General features: G+C 37.0%; 15 protein-coding genes. 7 read left to right on the top strand and 8 right to left on the bottom strand.

All coding sequences use genetic code 11. The features are described from left to right. Positions 1–11: 11 nt before the first annotated feature. From B3P23_RS15675 to B3P23_RS15665, 3 genes are all read right to left on the bottom strand, one after another. Positions 12–824, bottom strand: a complete 813-nt coding sequence (locus B3P23_RS15675; protein ID WP_045753107.1) for a DUF4290 domain-containing protein — start codon at positions 822–824, stop codon at positions 12–14. A gap of 52 nt (positions 825–876) precedes the next feature. After that, a complete protein-coding gene (locus B3P23_RS15670; RefSeq protein WP_293927862.1) occupies positions 877–3153 on the bottom strand; it encodes an ATP-dependent helicase in 2277 nt (758 codons plus the stop codon). A 344-nt stretch (positions 3154–3497) separates the two neighbouring features. After that, the gene (locus B3P23_RS15665; RefSeq protein WP_293927859.1) at positions 3498–4211 is read right to left on the bottom strand and encodes a class I SAM-dependent methyltransferase; all 714 of its coding nucleotides are present in this window, start codon (positions 4209–4211) and stop codon (positions 3498–3500) included. Positions 4212–4302: 91 nt separating this feature from the next. On the opposite strand from B3P23_RS15665, the gene B3P23_RS15660 reads away from it, so the two are divergent. After that, complete coding sequence (locus B3P23_RS15660) at positions 4303–5178, top strand: LysR family transcriptional regulator (RefSeq protein ID WP_045753110.1); 876 nt, start codon at positions 4303–4305, stop codon at positions 5176–5178. Between the two features lie 61 nt (positions 5179–5239). Here the strand turns inward: B3P23_RS15660 and B3P23_RS15655 are convergent, their stop codons facing one another. The 4 genes from B3P23_RS15655 to proS all read right to left on the bottom strand — a co-directional run bounded on the left by B3P23_RS15655 (position 5240) and on the right by proS (position 9559). Further along, the gene (locus B3P23_RS15655) at positions 5240–6016 is read right to left on the bottom strand and encodes a TIGR02757 family protein (protein WP_293927856.1); all 777 of its coding nucleotides are present in this window, start codon (positions 6014–6016) and stop codon (positions 5240–5242) included. A gap of 81 nt (positions 6017–6097) precedes the next feature. Further along, positions 6098–7243, bottom strand: coding sequence for a cystathionine gamma-synthase (locus tag B3P23_RS15650; protein ID WP_293927853.1), 1146 nt, complete (start codon positions 7241–7243; stop codon positions 6098–6100). 39 nt (positions 7244–7282) lie between these two features. Continuing rightward, positions 7283–8068, bottom strand: a complete 786-nt coding sequence (locus B3P23_RS15645; protein ID WP_293927850.1) for an NAD-dependent epimerase/dehydratase family protein — start codon at positions 8066–8068, stop codon at positions 7283–7285. 18 nt (positions 8069–8086) lie between these two features. Further along, positions 8087–9559, bottom strand: coding sequence for a proline--tRNA ligase (gene proS / locus B3P23_RS15640; protein ID WP_045753114.1), 1473 nt, complete (start codon positions 9557–9559; stop codon positions 8087–8089). A gap of 177 nt (positions 9560–9736) precedes the next feature. Here proS and B3P23_RS15635 point away from each other — a divergent pair, with 177 nt between their 5' ends. Both B3P23_RS15635 and B3P23_RS15630 read left to right on the top strand, forming a co-directional pair. After that, positions 9737–10882: a hypothetical protein gene (locus B3P23_RS15635; protein WP_293927847.1), complete on the top strand. Its 1146-nt coding sequence runs from the start codon at positions 9737–9739 to the stop codon at positions 10880–10882. 72 nt (positions 10883–10954) lie between these two features. Then, positions 10955–12517 (top strand): hypothetical protein, encoded by a 1563-nt coding sequence (locus tag B3P23_RS15630; RefSeq protein WP_293927845.1) that lies wholly within the window; start codon positions 10955–10957, stop codon positions 12515–12517. A gap of 101 nt (positions 12518–12618) precedes the next feature. Here B3P23_RS15630 and B3P23_RS15625 read toward each other — a convergent pair whose 3' ends face one another. Beyond that, on the bottom strand, positions 12619–13968 hold the full coding sequence (locus tag B3P23_RS15625; protein WP_293927843.1) for an NfeD family protein: 1350 nt from the start codon (positions 13966–13968) through the stop codon (positions 12619–12621). Positions 13969–14013: 45 nt separating this feature from the next. Between B3P23_RS15625 and B3P23_RS15620 the strand changes: the two genes are divergently transcribed. The 4 genes from B3P23_RS15620 (at position 14014) to purH (ending at position 17958) form a co-directional block, all read left to right on the top strand. Beyond that, positions 14014–14763 (top strand): hypothetical protein, encoded by a 750-nt coding sequence (locus B3P23_RS15620; RefSeq protein WP_293927840.1) that lies wholly within the window; start codon positions 14014–14016, stop codon positions 14761–14763. A 78-nt stretch (positions 14764–14841) separates the two neighbouring features. Continuing rightward, positions 14842–15654, top strand: coding sequence for a LysM peptidoglycan-binding domain-containing protein (locus B3P23_RS15615; RefSeq protein WP_260950034.1), 813 nt, complete (start codon positions 14842–14844; stop codon positions 15652–15654). A 34-nt stretch (positions 15655–15688) separates the two neighbouring features. After that, positions 15689–16324, top strand: coding sequence for a uridine kinase family protein (locus tag B3P23_RS15610; RefSeq protein WP_248754245.1), 636 nt, complete (start codon positions 15689–15691; stop codon positions 16322–16324). A 107-nt stretch (positions 16325–16431) separates the two neighbouring features. Then, on the top strand, positions 16432–17958 hold the full coding sequence (gene purH, locus B3P23_RS15605) for a bifunctional phosphoribosylaminoimidazolecarboxamide formyltransferase/IMP cyclohydrolase (RefSeq protein ID WP_293927833.1): 1527 nt from the start codon (positions 16432–16434) through the stop codon (positions 17956–17958). Positions 17959–17968: the final 10 nt, after the last annotated feature.

Here is a 17968-nt window from a genome sequence, read left to right as displayed (position 1 = left end):
GGTATTAACAATTATCCTCTTTTATAACCGCTGTTACTGTTACTACTGCTGTTGCTATTATTATTATTTTGATAAGGGCGTCTGTTGTTGTTATTACTGCTTCCGCCACCAGAGTTGCTACGCTTTTGGAACGAATTCGTGCCAGAAGGTCTTCTATTGTTTGAGTTATTGTTATTACTGCTGCGACTGTGGTTATTATTAGAATGACCCGAATTGTTATTCGTTGTTTGGGCAGGGCTATTTCCTTTAACGCGGTTGCCTGGAGGCGCGCTTTTAAAGTCTAGCTTCGTTAATACAGTGCCTTCGGGCAATTGCAAAACTTTACTTGATAATTCGGATAAATCTTGGATGATAAATTCATCTGCAACCGCATCCTTATTCCAAGTTGTATAAGCCATTTTCATAAAATTGGCAATGGAAAGAGCCATTTTTTGACGCTTTTCCTCATCTGTGATCGAAATGGCCTTATTAATCATCTTCTCCACAGTAAAACCGTAATGTTTGTACTTAATATTATGCTGTGGATAGGTTAACAATTCCGGTTCATGTTTTACCAATTCTGGAGTTGCTGTAGGATAAGGTGAGTCTACATCGATTTTAAAATCAGAAATAATTTGTAAGTGATCCCACAATTTATGCTTAAAATCTGCCACATCGCGTAAATGAGGATTTAAAACCCCCATCATATCAATGACAACTTGAGCATACTTATTTCTTTCCTCTTTTGTCGGTAAATCACAAATATAGTTTACCATATTTTGCACATTCCTACCGTATTCAGCTAGGATTAGCTTCGGTCTTGTGCTGTTGTAGTCAAAGTTCATATAGTGAATTTCAGTACCAATACAACGTTGTATTTGATACTTTGGTATTAAATTATTGAATAATTCTCAGTTTTGCAAATTTAAGCAACAATTGTTTCTGTCCCAAGTCTTTAAAGAAAATAGTTGCTTTTACTTCTCCCTTCGATCCTTCCAGGTTCACAACCTTTCCAAATCCAAATCTTTCATGCTCCACTTCCATGCCAACTTGTAAATTATTGGTATCAGACGGAGTAAAACCAGCGGAAGGTGTATGCGCTTTGGGTAATATCGAGGTAGTTTTAAAAGGTTTCGGCTTAGGTTTTGAAAAACTATCCGTCTCTTTTTGCTGCCAAGCAATACGCTCACCTTGAAAACCTCCAGATTCTGCAGAAGAACTTTGTCTTGGTTTAAAATCCAAATCCAAACAAGCTGGATTCAGTTCATCCAAGAATCTACTTGGTTCACAGTTATTCAGTGTTCCCCAACGATATCTAGAAGTTGCGTACGAAAGTAATAATTTTTTTTCAGCTCTGGTAACTGCAACGTAAAATAATCTTCGTTCCTCCTCCAATTCTGTCCTCGAATTTAAAGCCAATTGTGATGGAAATAGATTCTCTTCCAATCCTACGATAAATACAACTGGAAATTCTAACCCTTTTGAAGAGTGTATCGTCATCATGGAAACCGTGTCGGCGTTGGGATCTTTGTCATTATCATCATTAGTTAACAAGGCGATATCTTGCATATAGATATCCAAACCACGCTCCTCGATATCTTCACGTTCAGAGAACTCTTTAATACCATTGAGCAATTCTTGGATATGCTCATAACGTGTCAATCCTTCTACTGATTTATCCTCGTACAATTCCTTTAATATACCCGAATGCTGCGCAATGTGCATCGCGGTATCAAAAGCACTATTGGTCTTTGCTAATGCCTGAAAACTCAATATCATTTGACCAAAACCACCCACAGATGCCGCACTTCGACCATCCATAAACATCTGAGCATTGGCTACAATGTCCCAAAGACGATATTGGTGCTGATCTGCTGCAATGACAATCTTCTCGACCGTGGTATCACCAATACCTCGACGTGGGTAATTAATGACGCGCTTCAACGCTTCCTCATCATTCGGATTGAAGGTCAACCTAAAATAGGCGATTAAATCTTTAATTTCTTTCCTTTGATAGAATGAAGTACCACCGTATATTTTATAAGGAATATTAATTTTTCGTAAGGCTTCTTCCATCGCTCGAGATTGGGCATTTGTACGATATAGAATCGCAAAGTCTTTATAATTTAAAGATTTCAAAGCCTTTTCTTGCGAAATTAATTCCGCAACAATTTTACCTTCCTCATTATCCGAAAATGCACGTGAGACCTTAATCTTCTCTCCTTCTTCATTATCTGAAAAGACATTTTTCTCCAACTGATTCTGATTGTTAGCAATGACCGAATTTGCAGCATTCACGATCGTTTGAGTCGAACGGTAATTTTGCTCTAATTTGAAAACTTGAACAGTTGGATAATCTTTTTGGAAATTCAGGATATTCTGAATATTTGCTCCACGGAATGCATAAATACTTTGTGCGTCATCGCCCACCACGCAGATATTTTCATTGACAGCAGCTAAGCGTTTAACGATCAAGTACTGTGAAAAGTTTGTATCCTGATACTCATCGACCATTAGGTACTTAAACTGATGCTGATATTTATGCAGTACTTCTGGATGCTTATTAAGCAGTACGTTGGTCTTAAACAACAGATCATCAAAATCCATAGCACCTGCACGATAACAACGCTGTGCATAGGTCATATAGATTTCTCCCAATTGTCCTCGACCGTTAGAAACATCTTCAGCTTTTAAGGCTTCATTTTTATTGTACTCCTGTGGTGAGATCAGATTATTTTTAGCCTGCGAAATGCGTCCATATACGTGATTGACATTATAGAGCTTATCGTCCAAGTTCATTTCTTTTAAAATGGACCGCAATAAGCTTTTCGTATCATCGGTATCATAAATCGTAAAATTACGGGGATATCCAATTAATTCTGCTTCAACACGTAAGATCTTTGCAAACACCGAGTGAAATGTACCCATCCAAATGTTCTTGGCTTCAGCCCCAACAACGGACATAATACGATTACGCATTTCTTTAGCTGCCTTATTCGTAAAGGTCAATACTAATATATGGAAAGGATCTACTCCTTTTTGTATTAAATGTGCTACACGGTAAGTAATGACACGAGTTTTTCCTGATCCAGCTCCAGCAACAATCATTACTGGACCATCAGTTTGTTCTACAGCTCCTCTTTGAGATGGGTTCAATCCTGCTAAAAAATCCAAAGCTTTCTCCTAATATTATATGTTATCTAAAATAGCTTATAAAAGTACGAAAATCATTTGGTGGATAGGGAGTGATCATCTACAAATATTATTTTTTTTAATAAAACAGCCTATTATTGATAATTATATAAAACACTGTTTCAATATCAAAAAGAGACCAAATTAAATAATAATTTAGGCTTACTTTAGATGTAGCTTAGGGTTAGTAGGGGGTTAATAGGGGTATACCCCTATTAACCCCCTACTAACCCTCTATAAACCCCCTATTATATCCCCATTATTATCAAACTTGTTATTAATCAAATCCGAAGTTGAAGCAGAAACTATGGCCGGAAAATCGACAGTTATTTAAAAGCCACAAAAGAGGCGAAATTTAATTTTTTGTGAAGCACGTCTACGAAATTAAACCCCACTGTTTTCAATAAATTTAGCTGATAGGTCAGACTACGTGGTGTGTCTTCGTATTCAATATAATTGAACACATGATCGCGGTAGGATGCGTCTTTCAAACTCGTCAGATAGGCTCCGTAATGCTGATGATAGATTAAATGCTGAATAGCTTCATGATCCTGTATCACCAAATCAAAAATCCACAGACTCCCGCCCTTTTTTAACAACCTATATAATTTTTCAAACGCTTGTTCCCAATCTTGATCATCACGCAGATGATGCAATACTGCCGTAGCTATAATCACGTCATAACTATTTTCTTTTAGCGCCACTGTTCTAAAATCACCTTTTATTATTTCAACTTTTCCTGATGTCAATCCTTGTAGGCGTTCATAGGCCTTATCGAGCATCGGTTGACTTAAATCAACCAACGTACAATCAAAATTTGAAAGTTGATGTGCTAATTTGACTGGATAATTTCCGGCACCACAACCAATATCCAGCACCTGCTTTAAATCGGGATATACAGTAGCGATACCATCCGTGATCAGCTCCATATTAAAAAGCGCATCTAAAGTCGTCTGCTGACCGGTGTCAAGATTTGAAAAACGACTTACATCCTGATCAAAACGTTCTTCAATGTCTTTTAATGTTGATTTTTTTGTCATTTGATTGTTTTTTAACTTTTTCAAATCTAAAGCATTGATTAATACTTTAAAAATACTATTTTAGGCAATTATTAATACCTTTCAAGTATCGATGGAATTAAGACATTTACATTATTTTAAAGCAGTAGCGACCACGTTACATTTTGGACGAGCAGCAGAACAATTGCACATCTCTCAACCTCCGCTTACCCGCCAAATTAAAGATTTGGAGAAAGAGTTGGGCGTGATTTTATTTTATCGAAATAACAAGCGTGTAGAGCTGACTAATGCTGGTCGCTATTTTTTAAAGGAATGTGATCAATTGATGCAGCAGCTGGAGAAAGCTAAATTGATGGCCAAGCAGCTACATCAAGCGATATCGGGCGATTTTAGATTGGGATACATCAGCTCTACCCCGAAAAAGATGTTGGCACACATCCTCAAACAGATAAAAGCAGAGTTTCCATATTTGCATGTATATCTTTATGAGATTTCTTCTCAAAAGCAAAAAATAGCATTAGAAAACGGCAAGTTGGACTTAGGGATCTTACGTGCGCCAATATTCACGACCGATCTTCAGGTTCATTCTTTATTCAAAGATTCGTTCTGTCTAGCAACTCCAAAAGATTGGACAAAAGAAATCAGTGCGATTACATTGATGCAAGAAGACTTTATCTCCTATAATGCCAGCTATGCGGATGACTATCACAATCAAATTATAGCTTGTGCCAATAGAATTGGTTTTCACCCACAGATTGTCCACGAATGTAATACCATGCATTCCATATTGGAATTAGTAGCAAATGGCTTGGGCATCGCATTTGTTCCAACATCGGTATCTAAACAGGACACCGAGCTGACCTTAAACTTCCATAGTCTAAAGGAGCAGGAGATTCAAACGGAAGTCATACTAGCCTATGATCACAAAAGCCAGCATCCCGTTTTACAACAATTTATAACCTTGATTAAAGACTACTATACCACATAAGTAGTTTATCATATAGCTATAAAATAAAGGTCAGATCTCCATTCGTGTGCTGATCTTTATTTTATAATTCTCGCTCTACCCCTAAACCAAACAAAGCAAAATCATATTTAACAGGATCAAGGGGATCCAATTTTCTTAAATTGGCAGTCAACTCCAATGCTGTTTTCCAATTTACTTTATCTAAGGTAATCAATCCGAATTTTCGGGCTACACGTTCTACATGAAGATCACAGGGACAAATGAGATCTTTTTGATTCAGTCGCTTCCAAATTCCAAAATCTACACCTTTATCATCGTCACGTACCATCCAACGCAGAAACATATTGATCCTTTTTACAGTTGATTTTTGAATGGGCGAACTGATATGCTTTCTTGTTCTTAATGGATAATCGGGATGCGAGAAAAAATAATTTTTAAACTCATCTAATGACTTCTCCAGAATAATCTCATCGGCATGTTCCTGACCAACTAAAAATGCATCTTCTAAAGATGGAAAATGGTTATAATGATAGCGAAAAAACTGAATAAAATACAAAAGATCGGTATCATTAAAGGTGCGATGCTTAAATCCGAGCACTTGCTTAAGATCTATTTCTTGATGATTCATGATAAAATCATGTGGACTTCCATCCATGCGCTCAATCAGCTCTGTGCATTTATTAATAATCGTTTTACGCTGCCCCCATGCTAATACAGCTGCTATAAATCCCATAATTTCAATATCTTCTTGCTTTTGAAAACGATGGGGAATAGAGATGGGATCATGAGTTATAAAATGGGGTTGATTATATTCTTCAACTTTTTTATCTAGAAAATCCTTAATATTAAAATCTGCCATTACACTAAAATAAAAACCATCAGTTTCCTCTAATAAAGAATATCAGAAGAAACTGATGGTCATAACCTTTTTAATCTATAATTATACTAAAGCTTGCTCAAGATCTGCGATCAAGTCATCAGCATCTTCTATTCCTACAGAGATACGGATCAGATTGTCCACGACACCAACTTTTTCTCGTGTTTCTTTTGGAATTGATCCATGTGTCATCGTTGCTGGATGATTGATCAAAGACTCTACGCCTCCTAAAGATTCAGCGAGGGTAAATACTTTAAATTGTGAAGCGATACGGAAAGTTTCTTTTAGATCGGCACCTTTTAACACAATAGATATCATACCACCAAAATCACGCATTTGTTTTTTAGCAATATCATGTCCAGGATGATCTTCGAAACCTGGCCAGTAAATTTTCTCAATTTTAGGATGGCTTTTTAAGTACTCCGCAACTTGACGTCCATTGGCACAATGTGCTTGCATACGCAGATGTAAAGTCTTGATACCACGAAGTGCTAAAAAAGAATCCTGAGGACCAGGAGTTCCACCTACAGCGTTATAATAAAAGAACAATTGTTTATATAGCTCTTCATCATTCATGACTAATGCTCCCATAACCACATCTGAGTGACCATTGATATACTTTGTTGCCGAATGCATAACGATATCAGCCCCCATATCCAAAGGGTTTTGTAAATATGAAGAGGCAAAGGTATTATCGACAACATAAAGCACCTTCTTCTCTTTAGCAACTTGACCTATTGCTTCGACATCTGCAATCTTCAATGTTGGATTGGTTGGTGTTTCTACCCAGATTAATTTAGTCTTATCCGAGATTGCTGATCGTACTGCATCGACGTCTGAGGTATTGACAAATTTGAAAGTTATACCATAAGCTTCGTATACTTTGGTAAAGATTCGGTAAGAACCGCCATATAAATCGTCACCTGTCACGACTTCGTCTCCCGGTTTCAATAATCGCAACACGCAATCTGTAGCTGCCATACCGCTTGAAAAAGCTAAGCCGTACTGACCATTTTCTAAAGCAGCTAAACAATCTTCCAATGCTTTACGTGTTGGGTTTGTTCCTCTCGAATATTCATATCCCTTGTGTTCGCCAGGAGATGCTTGTTGATAGGTAGAGGTTTGATATATTGGAGTCATCACCGCACCCGTTGTTGGATCCGATTGTTGACCAGCATGAATTGCTTTCGTTGCAAATTTATATGCCATATTTTTTACTATTTATGTTAATTCTGAAAAGTAAATTTATTAAAAATCTAACGGAGATTTGTATTTAAAAGTATAATTCAAGTCATTTTGCAAACGCGCTGATCGTACAATTTTTTGGAATGATGCGGTATCATGGAAAGCACTGGGCAAATCAAAGCCATATTTTTTTGCCGATGCTTCAATGACATCTTTTTTTGAGGGATGAAGCGGGCATACCACATTATATATCGCATAGGTTAAGGGGGTCACAAACCCCAAACTGATAATCCTAGCAACATCTTCTAAATGGATAAAGTTAGCGAGTTGCCCTCCTGTTGTACAGATCTTATTTGCAAAATACTTAGCAAATATGCGATTTAGACCAAACAAGCCTCCTAAACGGAAAACATGTGTTCTTGGAAATTGACCAATGGCTTTTTCTGCTAGCAATAATTTTTCCTGCAGCTCATTTTCTGCAAAAGTATCTTCCATAATTTCTTTGGACACATCGGGATATATTCCGGTAGAACTTAAGAATATAATTTTTTTATACGTTAGCGTCGATAACGATTGAGCTACATGGAAAAACCGATGAGTTAATTGTTCGATTGTTGATTTACTTGATGCCGGAATACTCACTAAAATATAATCAAAGTCAATTGGCAGATCATCTGGAAGTGTAGCAGATTTGTCAAAATTGTGTGTAAATACAAAAATACCATCGGAGCGTAACCGATGGTATTTTTCATCTGTAGTCGTTGATGCCCAGACCTCATGTCCTTCGTTCAACCACAACTTAGCAACAAACTCCCCTACCCATCCACATCCTAATATAAGATAACGCATGAGAAAGTGATTTATAGATTAATATGCTTTCGCAAATAAAACTCTTTTTGTTGATGGCTTACCTGTGAAAATACAGATACCAGCTTCTTCTTTGGCATCCAAAGGAATACAGCGGATGGTAGCTTTCGTTTCTTCTTTAACAAGTTTCTCCGTTTCTACTGTTCCGTCCCAATGACAGGAAATAAAACCAGCTTTGGTTTCTAATACTTCTTTAAATTCATCATACGAATTTACTTCTGTAATATGAGAATCTCTATAATCTAGTGCTTTCTTAAAAATGTTTTCTTGAATTTCATTCAATAAGCGCTCAATTCTGTCACCTAAACCATCTTGTTCAACAGTTTCTTTTGTTTGTGTATCACGTCTTGCTAATTCAACAGTTCCATTTTGCATATCACGGGCTCCGATCGCCACACGCAGTGGCACACCTTTCAGCTCCCACTCTGCAAATTTGAATCCTGGTCTTTGCGTATCGCGGTCATCATATTTCACAGAAATATTTTTACTTTTTAATTCTGTAGACAGGGCATCGATAAACGTATCGATGGCTTGTTTTTCTTCTGCAGTTTTAAAAATTGGAACGACTACGACTTGAATCGGTGCTAACATGGGTGGTAATACCAAACCTTGATCATCCGAGTGCGCCATAACCAAAGCTCCCATTAGACGGGTAGAAACACCCCAAGATGTTGCCCACACATGCTCTAGTTTACCTTCTCTAGAAGTAAATTTAACATCAAAGGCTTTTGCAAAGTTTTGACCAAGAAAATGTGAAGTACCAGCTTGCAAAGCTTTACCATCTTGCATCAATGCTTCGATACAGTACGTATCAATTGCTCCTGCAAAACGTTCATTTTCTGTTTTACGGCCGCGAATAACAGGTACACCTAAATAGTTCTCAACGAAGTCACCATATACGTGAAGCATTTTTTCTGTTTCTTCAATTGCTTCTTCTTGTGTAGCATGGGCTGTATGACCTTCTTGCCATAGAAATTCTGTCGTCCGTAAGAATAGTCTTGTACGCATTTCCCAACGTACCACATTGGCCCATTGGTTGACTAAGATCGGAAGATCACGATAAGATTCGATCCAACCGCGGTAAGTGTTCCAAATAATCGTTTCTGAAGTTGGTCTAACAATTAGTTCTTCTTCTAATTTAGCATCTTCATCTACAATAATATTTCCATGACCATCATTTTTTAAACGGTAATGTGTTACGACAGCGCATTCAGTTGCAAAACCTTCCACGTGTGAAGCCTCTTTCGAAAAAAATGACTTAGGGATGAACAAAGGAAAATAAGCATTACTGTGTCCAGTATCTTTAAATTTTTTATCCAAAACGGCTTGCATACGCTCCCAAATAGCGTATCCATATGGCTTAATTACCATACAACCTCTTACTGCAGCGTATTCTGCCAAGTCAGCCTTGATCACAAGGTCATTATACCATTGTGAATAGTCTTCTTCACGACTTGTTATACCTTTACCCATATTATTTATTTCAAAAATTATTGTAACATTGTGATTAAGAATTCCGTCTAATAAGCGAATGTCAGTTTTAAAAAGAAATATTTATTTATTTTTGAAAAACGATTAAACCCTTATCAGAAATCTGGGTCTAAGATAGTAAATTAGACTGTATTGTCGAACATAACGACTTAGTATATTATGAAAAAAAATAGTTTTTTACTCGGCGCTATTGTGATTTCAGGAGCCCTAACATTAGGTTCTTGTACTACTAGCAGACAAATCACCCATAGTGATGATGTCTATAATAATAATGCCCAGGCAAGACAAGCTTACCAAAGTCCTGACTATTACTACACGGATGAAAGCGAAGTGAATCAAGGCCAAGATAATGGATATTATAGTGATGATTATTCTGATCAGGAATATGAAGAAGGAAGATATGAAGAAGGAAGATATGAAGATTTGGAATATGCAAATCGAATCAATCGCTTCTATTATTCTTCTCCAGGAATGACGTACTTTGACCCTTTCTTTGATCCATGGTATGGTATGGGTATGGGTTACGGAGGTTGGTATGGTCCATCTTTTGGATTTGGTTACGGTGGCGGAGGTTGGTCATTGGGACTAGGTTTTGGCTTCGGTCATGGATGGGGGTATAATCCTTGGTATCCAGGATGGGGATACGGCGGCTATTGGGGCGGCGGATACGGCAATTATTGGGGTGGAGGATATGGTAATTATTGGGGTGGTGGATATGGTGCTCCTTATTGGGGGAACCACAGATCTCGTCAGTTAGCGTCTCGTAGCGTTTATCGCGACAACTATAATACGCGTTCTGGATCTAACGGACGGTATAGTGATGCAGGCAGAACATCAGGACGTACACGCTCAAATACTGTTGTATCGAGAGATGCAAATGGTAGAATCAGTACGGTAGGTAGAACGCGTTCATCTGCTTCAAGCAATAATCCAAACGACACAAGAACAGGTAGAACACGTATCGGATCAAGCAACACTAACCGTGGTGACTACAATAGTAACGGTGTGGGCAGAACAAGATCAACTCGCTCAGATAATTATGATAACAATACAAATGGCGGTGTAAGCAGAACGCGCTCAACAAGTACAAATAGAGCACAATATAACACACCGACAAGAAGTACAAGCAGAGATAACTACCAAGAATCAAGAACACGTAGTAGCGAACCTGTACGTTCATCACAACCAACCATGAGAACGCAATCTAGTGGTGGTTTTAATAGCGGAGGTGGTGCAACACGTTCATCTGGAGGAGGCGGCGGTGGCGGCGCAACACGTAGCAGTGGCGGAGGACGTACAAGATAAATAAGATCAATAAAAAGAGTGATTGAGCCCAATTCAATCACTCTTTCATTACTACTATAACAATTAAACTATATGACTATTAAAAAAATACTTTTTGGAAGTGTACTAGCTATAGGTATGGTTGGCACTGCAAAAGCCCAGTATACGGAAGACGCTCTTTTATTTTCTCAAGGAGATAATGGAGGAACAGCTCGTTTCAAGGCTATGGGTGGTGCATCAACAGCATTAGGTGGTGATATCAGTTCAATTACAGGCAACCCCGCTGGATTGGGTTTCTATAATCAATCTGATGCTTCGGCAACACTACGTTACCAATATAATAAAAACAAGGTAAACTACTTTGGTCGTAAAAGTGATAGTAAAACAGATAACTTCAATATAGATAATGGTGGTGTTGTATTTCATCTACCGACTGTCCGTTATGGTGGAGATCTAACAAAGGGTTGGTTAAACTTTAATGTTGGTATCGCCTACAACCGTACGAATCTTTTTGACAACAAATTAGATTACAGCGGAATAAACACTGATAATTCTATCACGCACGCCTATGCTGATCGAATGATCGATCCAACTCAGAAAGACTGGGCGGATGATTTTTATAAATCTTTCATGTTTGAGGAAGATAAGGATAAAAAGTTCTATTTTCCTTTGGCAGAAGATAAAAATAGTGAGCAATTTAATTCCGTATGGAGTAAAGGAGGAAAATCAGAAACAGCCCTATCTTTTGGTTCAAACTACAGTAATAAGTTTTACATCGGTGCTACATTCAGTTTAACTGATTTTCGTTATGAAAAATCTGCTGTATTTACAGAATACGGTATGACAAAAACCGCAGCAGGTATCGCTGCTTTAAATCCAAATTCTGACTATTTAAAACCAGATAAGGAAGAGTTTAACTATGTAGATGTAGATTATGAATTATTTGATCGTTATGGCCAGGTAACACAAGGATCCGGTTTTGATTTCAAACTAGGGATGATCTATAAGCCCACGCCTTCACTTAGTTTAGGATTTACGGCTAAGACACCTACGTTCTTATCGATCGCTGATGAATCTACAGCGTACACCGATATTAATTATTTCAAACCGAATGTAAACACCTCATTTGCAAGCTTTAGATCAAGCGAAAAAATTGGATCAAGTTCTTATGATTATAATTTACAAACCCCTTATAAGCTTTCTGCAGGTGTAACACAATATTTAGGTGCAGGTCTATTAACTGCTGAGGTAGAATTTGTGGACTATGCTAGTATGCGTTGGAGAGACTCCAGAAATAACTCAGCTATAGAAAAAGAAATGAATAATAGCATTAAAGAAACTTATCAAGCAGCATTCAATGTACGCTTAGGTGGTGAGGTATTATTTGATCAAACATTCAGCGGTAGAGCGGGTTTCAACTTTAATGGTAATCCTTATAAAAATGCGGACTATAAGACTTATGGTATCTCAGCAGGTGTAGGAGCCAAATTAGGCGGAGGTGTTTATCTTGACTTAACAGGCGTTTATAATGCCAATAATTATAAAGAGAGTCCTTATAAAATTACTTATGAAGGTGACTGGAATACTGTCAGCCCACGTGCTGATATTAAAAACAGTAGAACGAACGTCATGTTAACAATAGGTTCAAAGTTCTAAGGAGTTACTTTTATACAAAAAAAGCTTCTATTTTTAATGGAATAGAAATGCCCCAAAAAGCTAGACACTTTTTGGGGCATTTTTTATTATAATGGAAAGACTTAAACTTGCTCTACTTTTCTTCTTACGAATAAGTTATAGTTTTCATGTTTATCCACATAGATTTCTTCTCCTTCTTCAATAAAACCATCTAATGCGACAGCATCATACCACACCCCCTCAATCTCGATCTTACCTGAAGGACGTAATACTGTTTTTGCTATCCCCACCTTATTTAAGAGGTTGGATTTTAATATGGAAGAAGTGTACCCTTCTTCTGATTTTTGTTCTTCTTTCAGCACAAGACGTCTAAAAATAGGAGCTTTTAACAAACTCTTTCCAAATATAACCATCAATACGACAGATAGTATCATGGCTCCTATAACTAATAAAAATGAATTGAATAACATACCTGGATAAGCGAGTTTAAAATCTAAAAAATCATTGGCAACGAGACTAAACGTCAGACCGCAAATAACGAAAATTATTCCTAAAATCCCGGCAATTCCAAAACCAGGTATTATAAAAACTTCTAAAAAGAGAAGCACAAGACCAACGACAAAAATTGCTATTTCCCAATTGGCGGCCAAACCTTGTATGTAAAGCGGAGCAAAAAACAACAGCGCGGCTACAATGGCGACTGCAATGGCAAATCCTAATCCTGGCGCCTGCATTTCAGCATAGATACCCCCTATGATCAACAAAATCAAAACTCCACTCACAGCTGGATTAATTAAAAAACTGATGATATGGTCGATTGTTCCTTTGCGATATACTGTCTCTTGCACTTGATTTAAATTCAGATCCTTATAGATCATCTCCCGGCTGGCAACTTCTGCTTTTGCTAATCCAAATTTCACAGCTTCACTACTGGTCAATGTAAGTAACTGACCATCTTTTTTGATATGAGGTAAAGAGACATTGGGATCAACAAATGATTCAGCTAATTGTGGATCACGCTTTTTAACTTCAGCAGTTGCGCGCATCAAACCCCGCATATAGGATTGGTATTTCTCAGGAAGTACCTCCCCTTTGGCATTCACCACACTTGCTGCTCCAATACTGCCGCCCGGATGAATATAAATATAATCACTGGCTAGGGAAATCAAAGCTCCTGCTGATGCCGCATTATTATTAATATAAACAATCGTTTTGATTTTAGAATCGAGTAATTTACTCCTTATCGAATCTGCAAAATTTAAGGCACCACCATAGGTATTCAATTCCATTAATACATAATCTACCTTTTTACTCTGTGCACTGTCATAAACTTGCTTAACAGTACGCCAAGAACTTGGCCCTATATCATCCTTTAATTCAAATACATATACCTTTTGAGCAAAACTTGAGGAGAATAATACCAAGCTTAAAAAGACTGTTATTAAAAATGATTTACTAATTTTGCTTTCCATAAATAAGATTATTAAAAAAATAAACGAGCGATTAATACATTTGCTATGTCTAAATATACTATTTCTAACGCATTTTCTCAAACATTCAGATTTCCGATCTGGAAAATAGAAATAGATGAAAAAAGTAAATTAATCGCAATAGAGTGCCGTGATCCCCAAAATACCTTACCATATATTAGTGTTATGGATTTTGATGGACTGGTGCATTTGGATCATTATATCTTGCCTGAAAAGGAATGGACATTGACCGCTATACAAGGTAAAAAGGTCATTTTGAAAAAAGTATCGGAAAATAGCCCGGTATCGCCAGGACTATGGATGATCGATTATACCAATCCTACTACGACCTCTTTGTTTCATCAGTATCAATATTTAGGTATACTGAATGGCTATATCCAAATGAGACCCCAGCATATCACGTCTGGGTTTGAGCTCTACTTTTCACTTAAAGATCAGGAAGTGTTGACCAGCATACCAACAGAAATTAAACCTTTTGAAAATGATATAGTCTTTCCATTGGAATTTAATGCTGAAAAACCTGGATTTTTGCAGCATTATCATAATGAAGATCTTTGGATCAGTAAATGCCATGATCATTTTTTATGGTGTTTTCATGAAAAGCAGCAGGATAAATATATAGTCAGATTACTGATCTCCGATCAAAACCAGATTCTAGATGAAGCAGTAATTATTCGGGATCTAGATTTAAAATTGGTGCAAATTTATTTTCAGATTGGGTGTCAGATTTTTCTTTTAACACACAATAAACAGGAATTTGTATCGTATTTAGTATAATTGTAAAACATGATGAATATTCTATCAAAATCTACCACATATAAAACACTAGCATTCTTATCATTAACAATGTTAGCTATGAATCATAACAAAGTGACAGCGGGCACATTTTCTACAACTGCTGTACCTGATTCAGTAGGAGTCGAAAAAATCGATGGTCAGGAATATGTTCTTTTCAAAATTGAAAAGGGCGACAACTATTATCAATTGAGTAAGCGGTATAAAACAAGTGTTGGCAAATTAACAGAGTTAAATGGAAATAAAACATTGGCTGTCGGACAGATTGTTAAAATCCCTACCGGAAGAATGTTTTATGTAACACCAAGTAATCCGAAGAATAACAATAAAGGAACTCAAAAAGAACTCATCGATTATAAAGTCGGTGACCAAGAAACACTTTATGCGATCTCCCGTAAATTTGATGTAACAGTTGAAGAAATCAAAAGAGCGAATAATTTGCGTTCTAATAATATCAGTGGCGGCCAGATTTTAAAAATCCCAAGTAATGGTACTTTTATTATTCCACAAAAGCCAGATACCATTTTAATTACTCCAGATACCACCACTGTAGAAGAACCGACTATTACAGCCAATAAATATGGTATTCGTGAAAAAACAGAACGTGGGATCGGTGTTTGGATTGATGGACTGAACGAAAGCGGCACCAGCAATTTGGCTCTTCATAAAACAGCGGCTATCGGTACCGTCTTAAAAATCACGAACCCCATGACCAGAAGTGTCACTTATGCAAAAGTTGTTGGGAAATTTAATGAAAATGCAGATACGCACAATGCAATAGTTGTTTTATCAAAATCTGCAGCAGCCTATATTGGCGCATTAGATAAACGCTTTCAAGTCGAAATTACTTACGGAGTTCCCTTAGAGGACTAGTATGCATCGATTCTTTTCGAATATTATATATTAAATGAATAAAAAACCATATGTCATAGGAATCGCAGGTAGCAGCGGTTCTGGTAAAACATTTTTTCTAAACTGTTTTTTAAAACACTTTAGTCCTGAAGAAGTAACGCTCATCTCACAAGATGACTATTACATTCCTGCTAATACAAAAACTCAGGAGGAAAATAAATTGTACAATTTTGATCTTCCAACTTCAATCGATCGCGATGCTTTTTACAAAGATATTAGTGATCTTTTTGAAGGCAAAACAATTTATAAAGAAGAATATACGTTCAACAATCCGGCAATAAAGCCTAAGATGTTGGAAATAAAACCAGCACCGATTCTAATCATTGAAGGTCTGTTTATCTATCACTATACAGAGGTAAATCAGTTGATTGATCATCGTATATTTTTAGATGCAAATCAAGAAATCGCTTTGGAACGCAGGTTGCGTCGTGATCTGATCGAACGCGGCTATTTTGAAGATGATGTGCTATATAAGTGGGTCAATCACGTGTTACCATCTTATAATGAATATTTATTGCCTTACAAAAATACCTGTGATCAGGTCATTATCAATAATACGGATGATCCAGCACCAATTTGGAAGATCACGGATGATATCTGTCAGGAACTTAAAGATAAAATATATAAATAACGATTAAAAGACTGCACGATGCAGTCTTTTTTGTTTTCAATCTGTACTAAAGGGTTTGTGTATACTTATTATTTAGCTATCTTTGCGCCAGCAAACAAATTATACTAATGAGCCATTCTGTAAAGATTAAAAATGCTTTAGTGTCTGTATATTATAAAGACAACTTAGCACCATTAATTCAATTATTAAACAAATACGGTGTTACCTTCTATTCTACAGGTGGCACAGAAGCTTTCATCAAAGATCTAGGTATTGATGTAGTTCCTGTAGAAGACTTAACGAGCTATCCTTCTATTTTAGGAGGTCGTGTTAAAACGTTACACCCAAAAGTATTTGGTGGTATATTAGCAAGAAGACCTTTGGAAAGTGATCAACAGCAATTAGCACAATACGAAATTCCAGAAATTGATTTAGTCATTGTTGATTTATATCCATTTGAAGAAACAGTCGCTTCTGGAGCTTCAGAGGAAGATATCATCGAAAAAATTGATATCGGAGGTATTTCATTGATCCGTGCTGCAGCCAAAAACTTTAATGATGTCGTTATTTTATCTTCAAAAAATGACTATACGGCATTAGAAGAAATGCTAGCCAATCAAGAAGGAACAACAACTTTGGAACAACGTAAAGAATTTGCTAAGCTGGCTTTCAATACTTCTTCCCACTACGACACTGCTATTTTCAATTACTTCAATAAAGAAAATACACTTGATGTCTTCAAACAATCTGAACAAAAAGCTCAAGTATTGCGTTACGGCGAAAACCCTCATCAAAAAGGTGTTTTCTATGGTGATTTAGAGGCTATGTTCACCAAATTGAACGGGAAAGAATTATCGTATAACAATTTAGTAGATGTTGATGCAGCAGTAGCAATTATTGATGAATTTACAGAACCAACATTTGCAATTTTAAAACATACAAATGCATGTGGAGTAGCTTCACGTCCAACAATCAAACAAGCATGGGTTGATGCTTTAGCGTGTGATCCAGTTTCTGCATTTGGTGGTGTACTGATTACAAATGGTGAGGTCGATGCTGAAACTGCTACTGAAATCAATAATTTGTTTTTTGAAGTGCTCATCGCTCCTGCTTACTCTGAAGAAGCAATTGCAATTCTTACAGCAAAGAAAAATCGCATTATTTTAGTACGCAAAGAAGTGGAATTACCTACACAACAATTCAAAACATTGTTGAACGGGGTTATCCAACAGGATAAGGACAATACGGTTGAAGGACCTGAGGAAATGACTGCAGTTACTCGCGTAGTACCAACAGCAGCTCAATTAGAAGACTTATTTTTCGCAAACAAAATTGTAAAACATACGAAATCAAATACAATTGTATTTGCTAAAAATGGCACATTAATTACTTCTGGTGTAGGCCAGACATCAAGAGTAGACTCTTTGAAACAAGCTATTGAAAAAGCAAATGCTTTTGGGTTTGACTTGAAAGGTTGTTCAATGGCTTCTGATGCGTTCTTCCCTTTCCCTGACTGTGTTGAAATTGCAGCTGAGGCGGGTATCGCAGCAGTGCTTCAACCAGGAGGATCGATCAAAGATCAGTTATCTATTGATATGTGCAATGAAAAAGGGTTAGCGATGGTCACCACAGGTGTGCGCCATTTCAAACACTAATCATCCATAA

Origin of the sequence: Sphingobacterium sp. UBA6320, assembly GCF_002440335.1 — a bacterium.
GTDB lineage: Bacteria > Bacteroidota > Bacteroidia > Sphingobacteriales > Sphingobacteriaceae > Sphingobacterium.
Note: the sequence above shows the minus strand (reverse complement) of the source record. Positions and strands in the feature narration are given on the sequence as shown.

What these genes read in the sequence shown, in the direction of transcription:
- B3P23_RS15675 (WP_045753107.1), bottom strand. Translation starts at nt 824, where the DNA reads ATGAACTTTGACTACAACAGCACAAGACCGAAGCTAATCCTAGCTGAA.
- B3P23_RS15665 (WP_293927859.1), bottom strand. Translation starts at nt 4,211, where the DNA reads ATGACAAAAAAATCAACATTAAAAGACATTGAAGAACGTTTTGATCAG.
- B3P23_RS15660 (WP_045753110.1), top strand. Translation starts at nt 4,303, where the DNA reads ATGGAATTAAGACATTTACATTATTTTAAAGCAGTAGCGACCACGTTA.
- B3P23_RS15655 (WP_293927856.1), bottom strand. Translation starts at nt 6,016, where the DNA reads ATGGCAGATTTTAATATTAAGGATTTTCTAGATAAAAAAGTTGAAGAA.
- B3P23_RS15650 (WP_293927853.1), bottom strand. Translation starts at nt 7,243, where the DNA reads ATGGCATATAAATTTGCAACGAAAGCAATTCATGCTGGTCAACAATCG.
- B3P23_RS15645 (WP_293927850.1), bottom strand. Translation starts at nt 8,068, where the DNA reads ATGCGTTATCTTATATTAGGATGTGGATGGGTAGGGGAGTTTGTTGCT.
- proS (WP_045753114.1), bottom strand. Translation starts at nt 9,559, where the DNA reads ATGGGTAAAGGTATAACAAGTCGTGAAGAAGACTATTCACAATGGTAT.
- B3P23_RS15635 (WP_293927847.1), top strand. Translation starts at nt 9,737, where the DNA reads ATGAAAAAAAATAGTTTTTTACTCGGCGCTATTGTGATTTCAGGAGCC.
- B3P23_RS15630 (WP_293927845.1), top strand. Translation starts at nt 10,955, where the DNA reads ATGACTATTAAAAAAATACTTTTTGGAAGTGTACTAGCTATAGGTATG.
- B3P23_RS15625 (WP_293927843.1), bottom strand. Translation starts at nt 13,968, where the DNA reads ATGGAAAGCAAAATTAGTAAATCATTTTTAATAACAGTCTTTTTAAGC.
- B3P23_RS15620 (WP_293927840.1), top strand. Translation starts at nt 14,014, where the DNA reads ATGTCTAAATATACTATTTCTAACGCATTTTCTCAAACATTCAGATTT.
- B3P23_RS15615 (WP_260950034.1), top strand. Translation starts at nt 14,842, where the DNA reads ATGAATCATAACAAAGTGACAGCGGGCACATTTTCTACAACTGCTGTA.
- B3P23_RS15610 (WP_248754245.1), top strand. Translation starts at nt 15,689, where the DNA reads ATGAATAAAAAACCATATGTCATAGGAATCGCAGGTAGCAGCGGTTCT.
- purH (WP_293927833.1), top strand. Translation starts at nt 16,432, where the DNA reads ATGAGCCATTCTGTAAAGATTAAAAATGCTTTAGTGTCTGTATATTAT.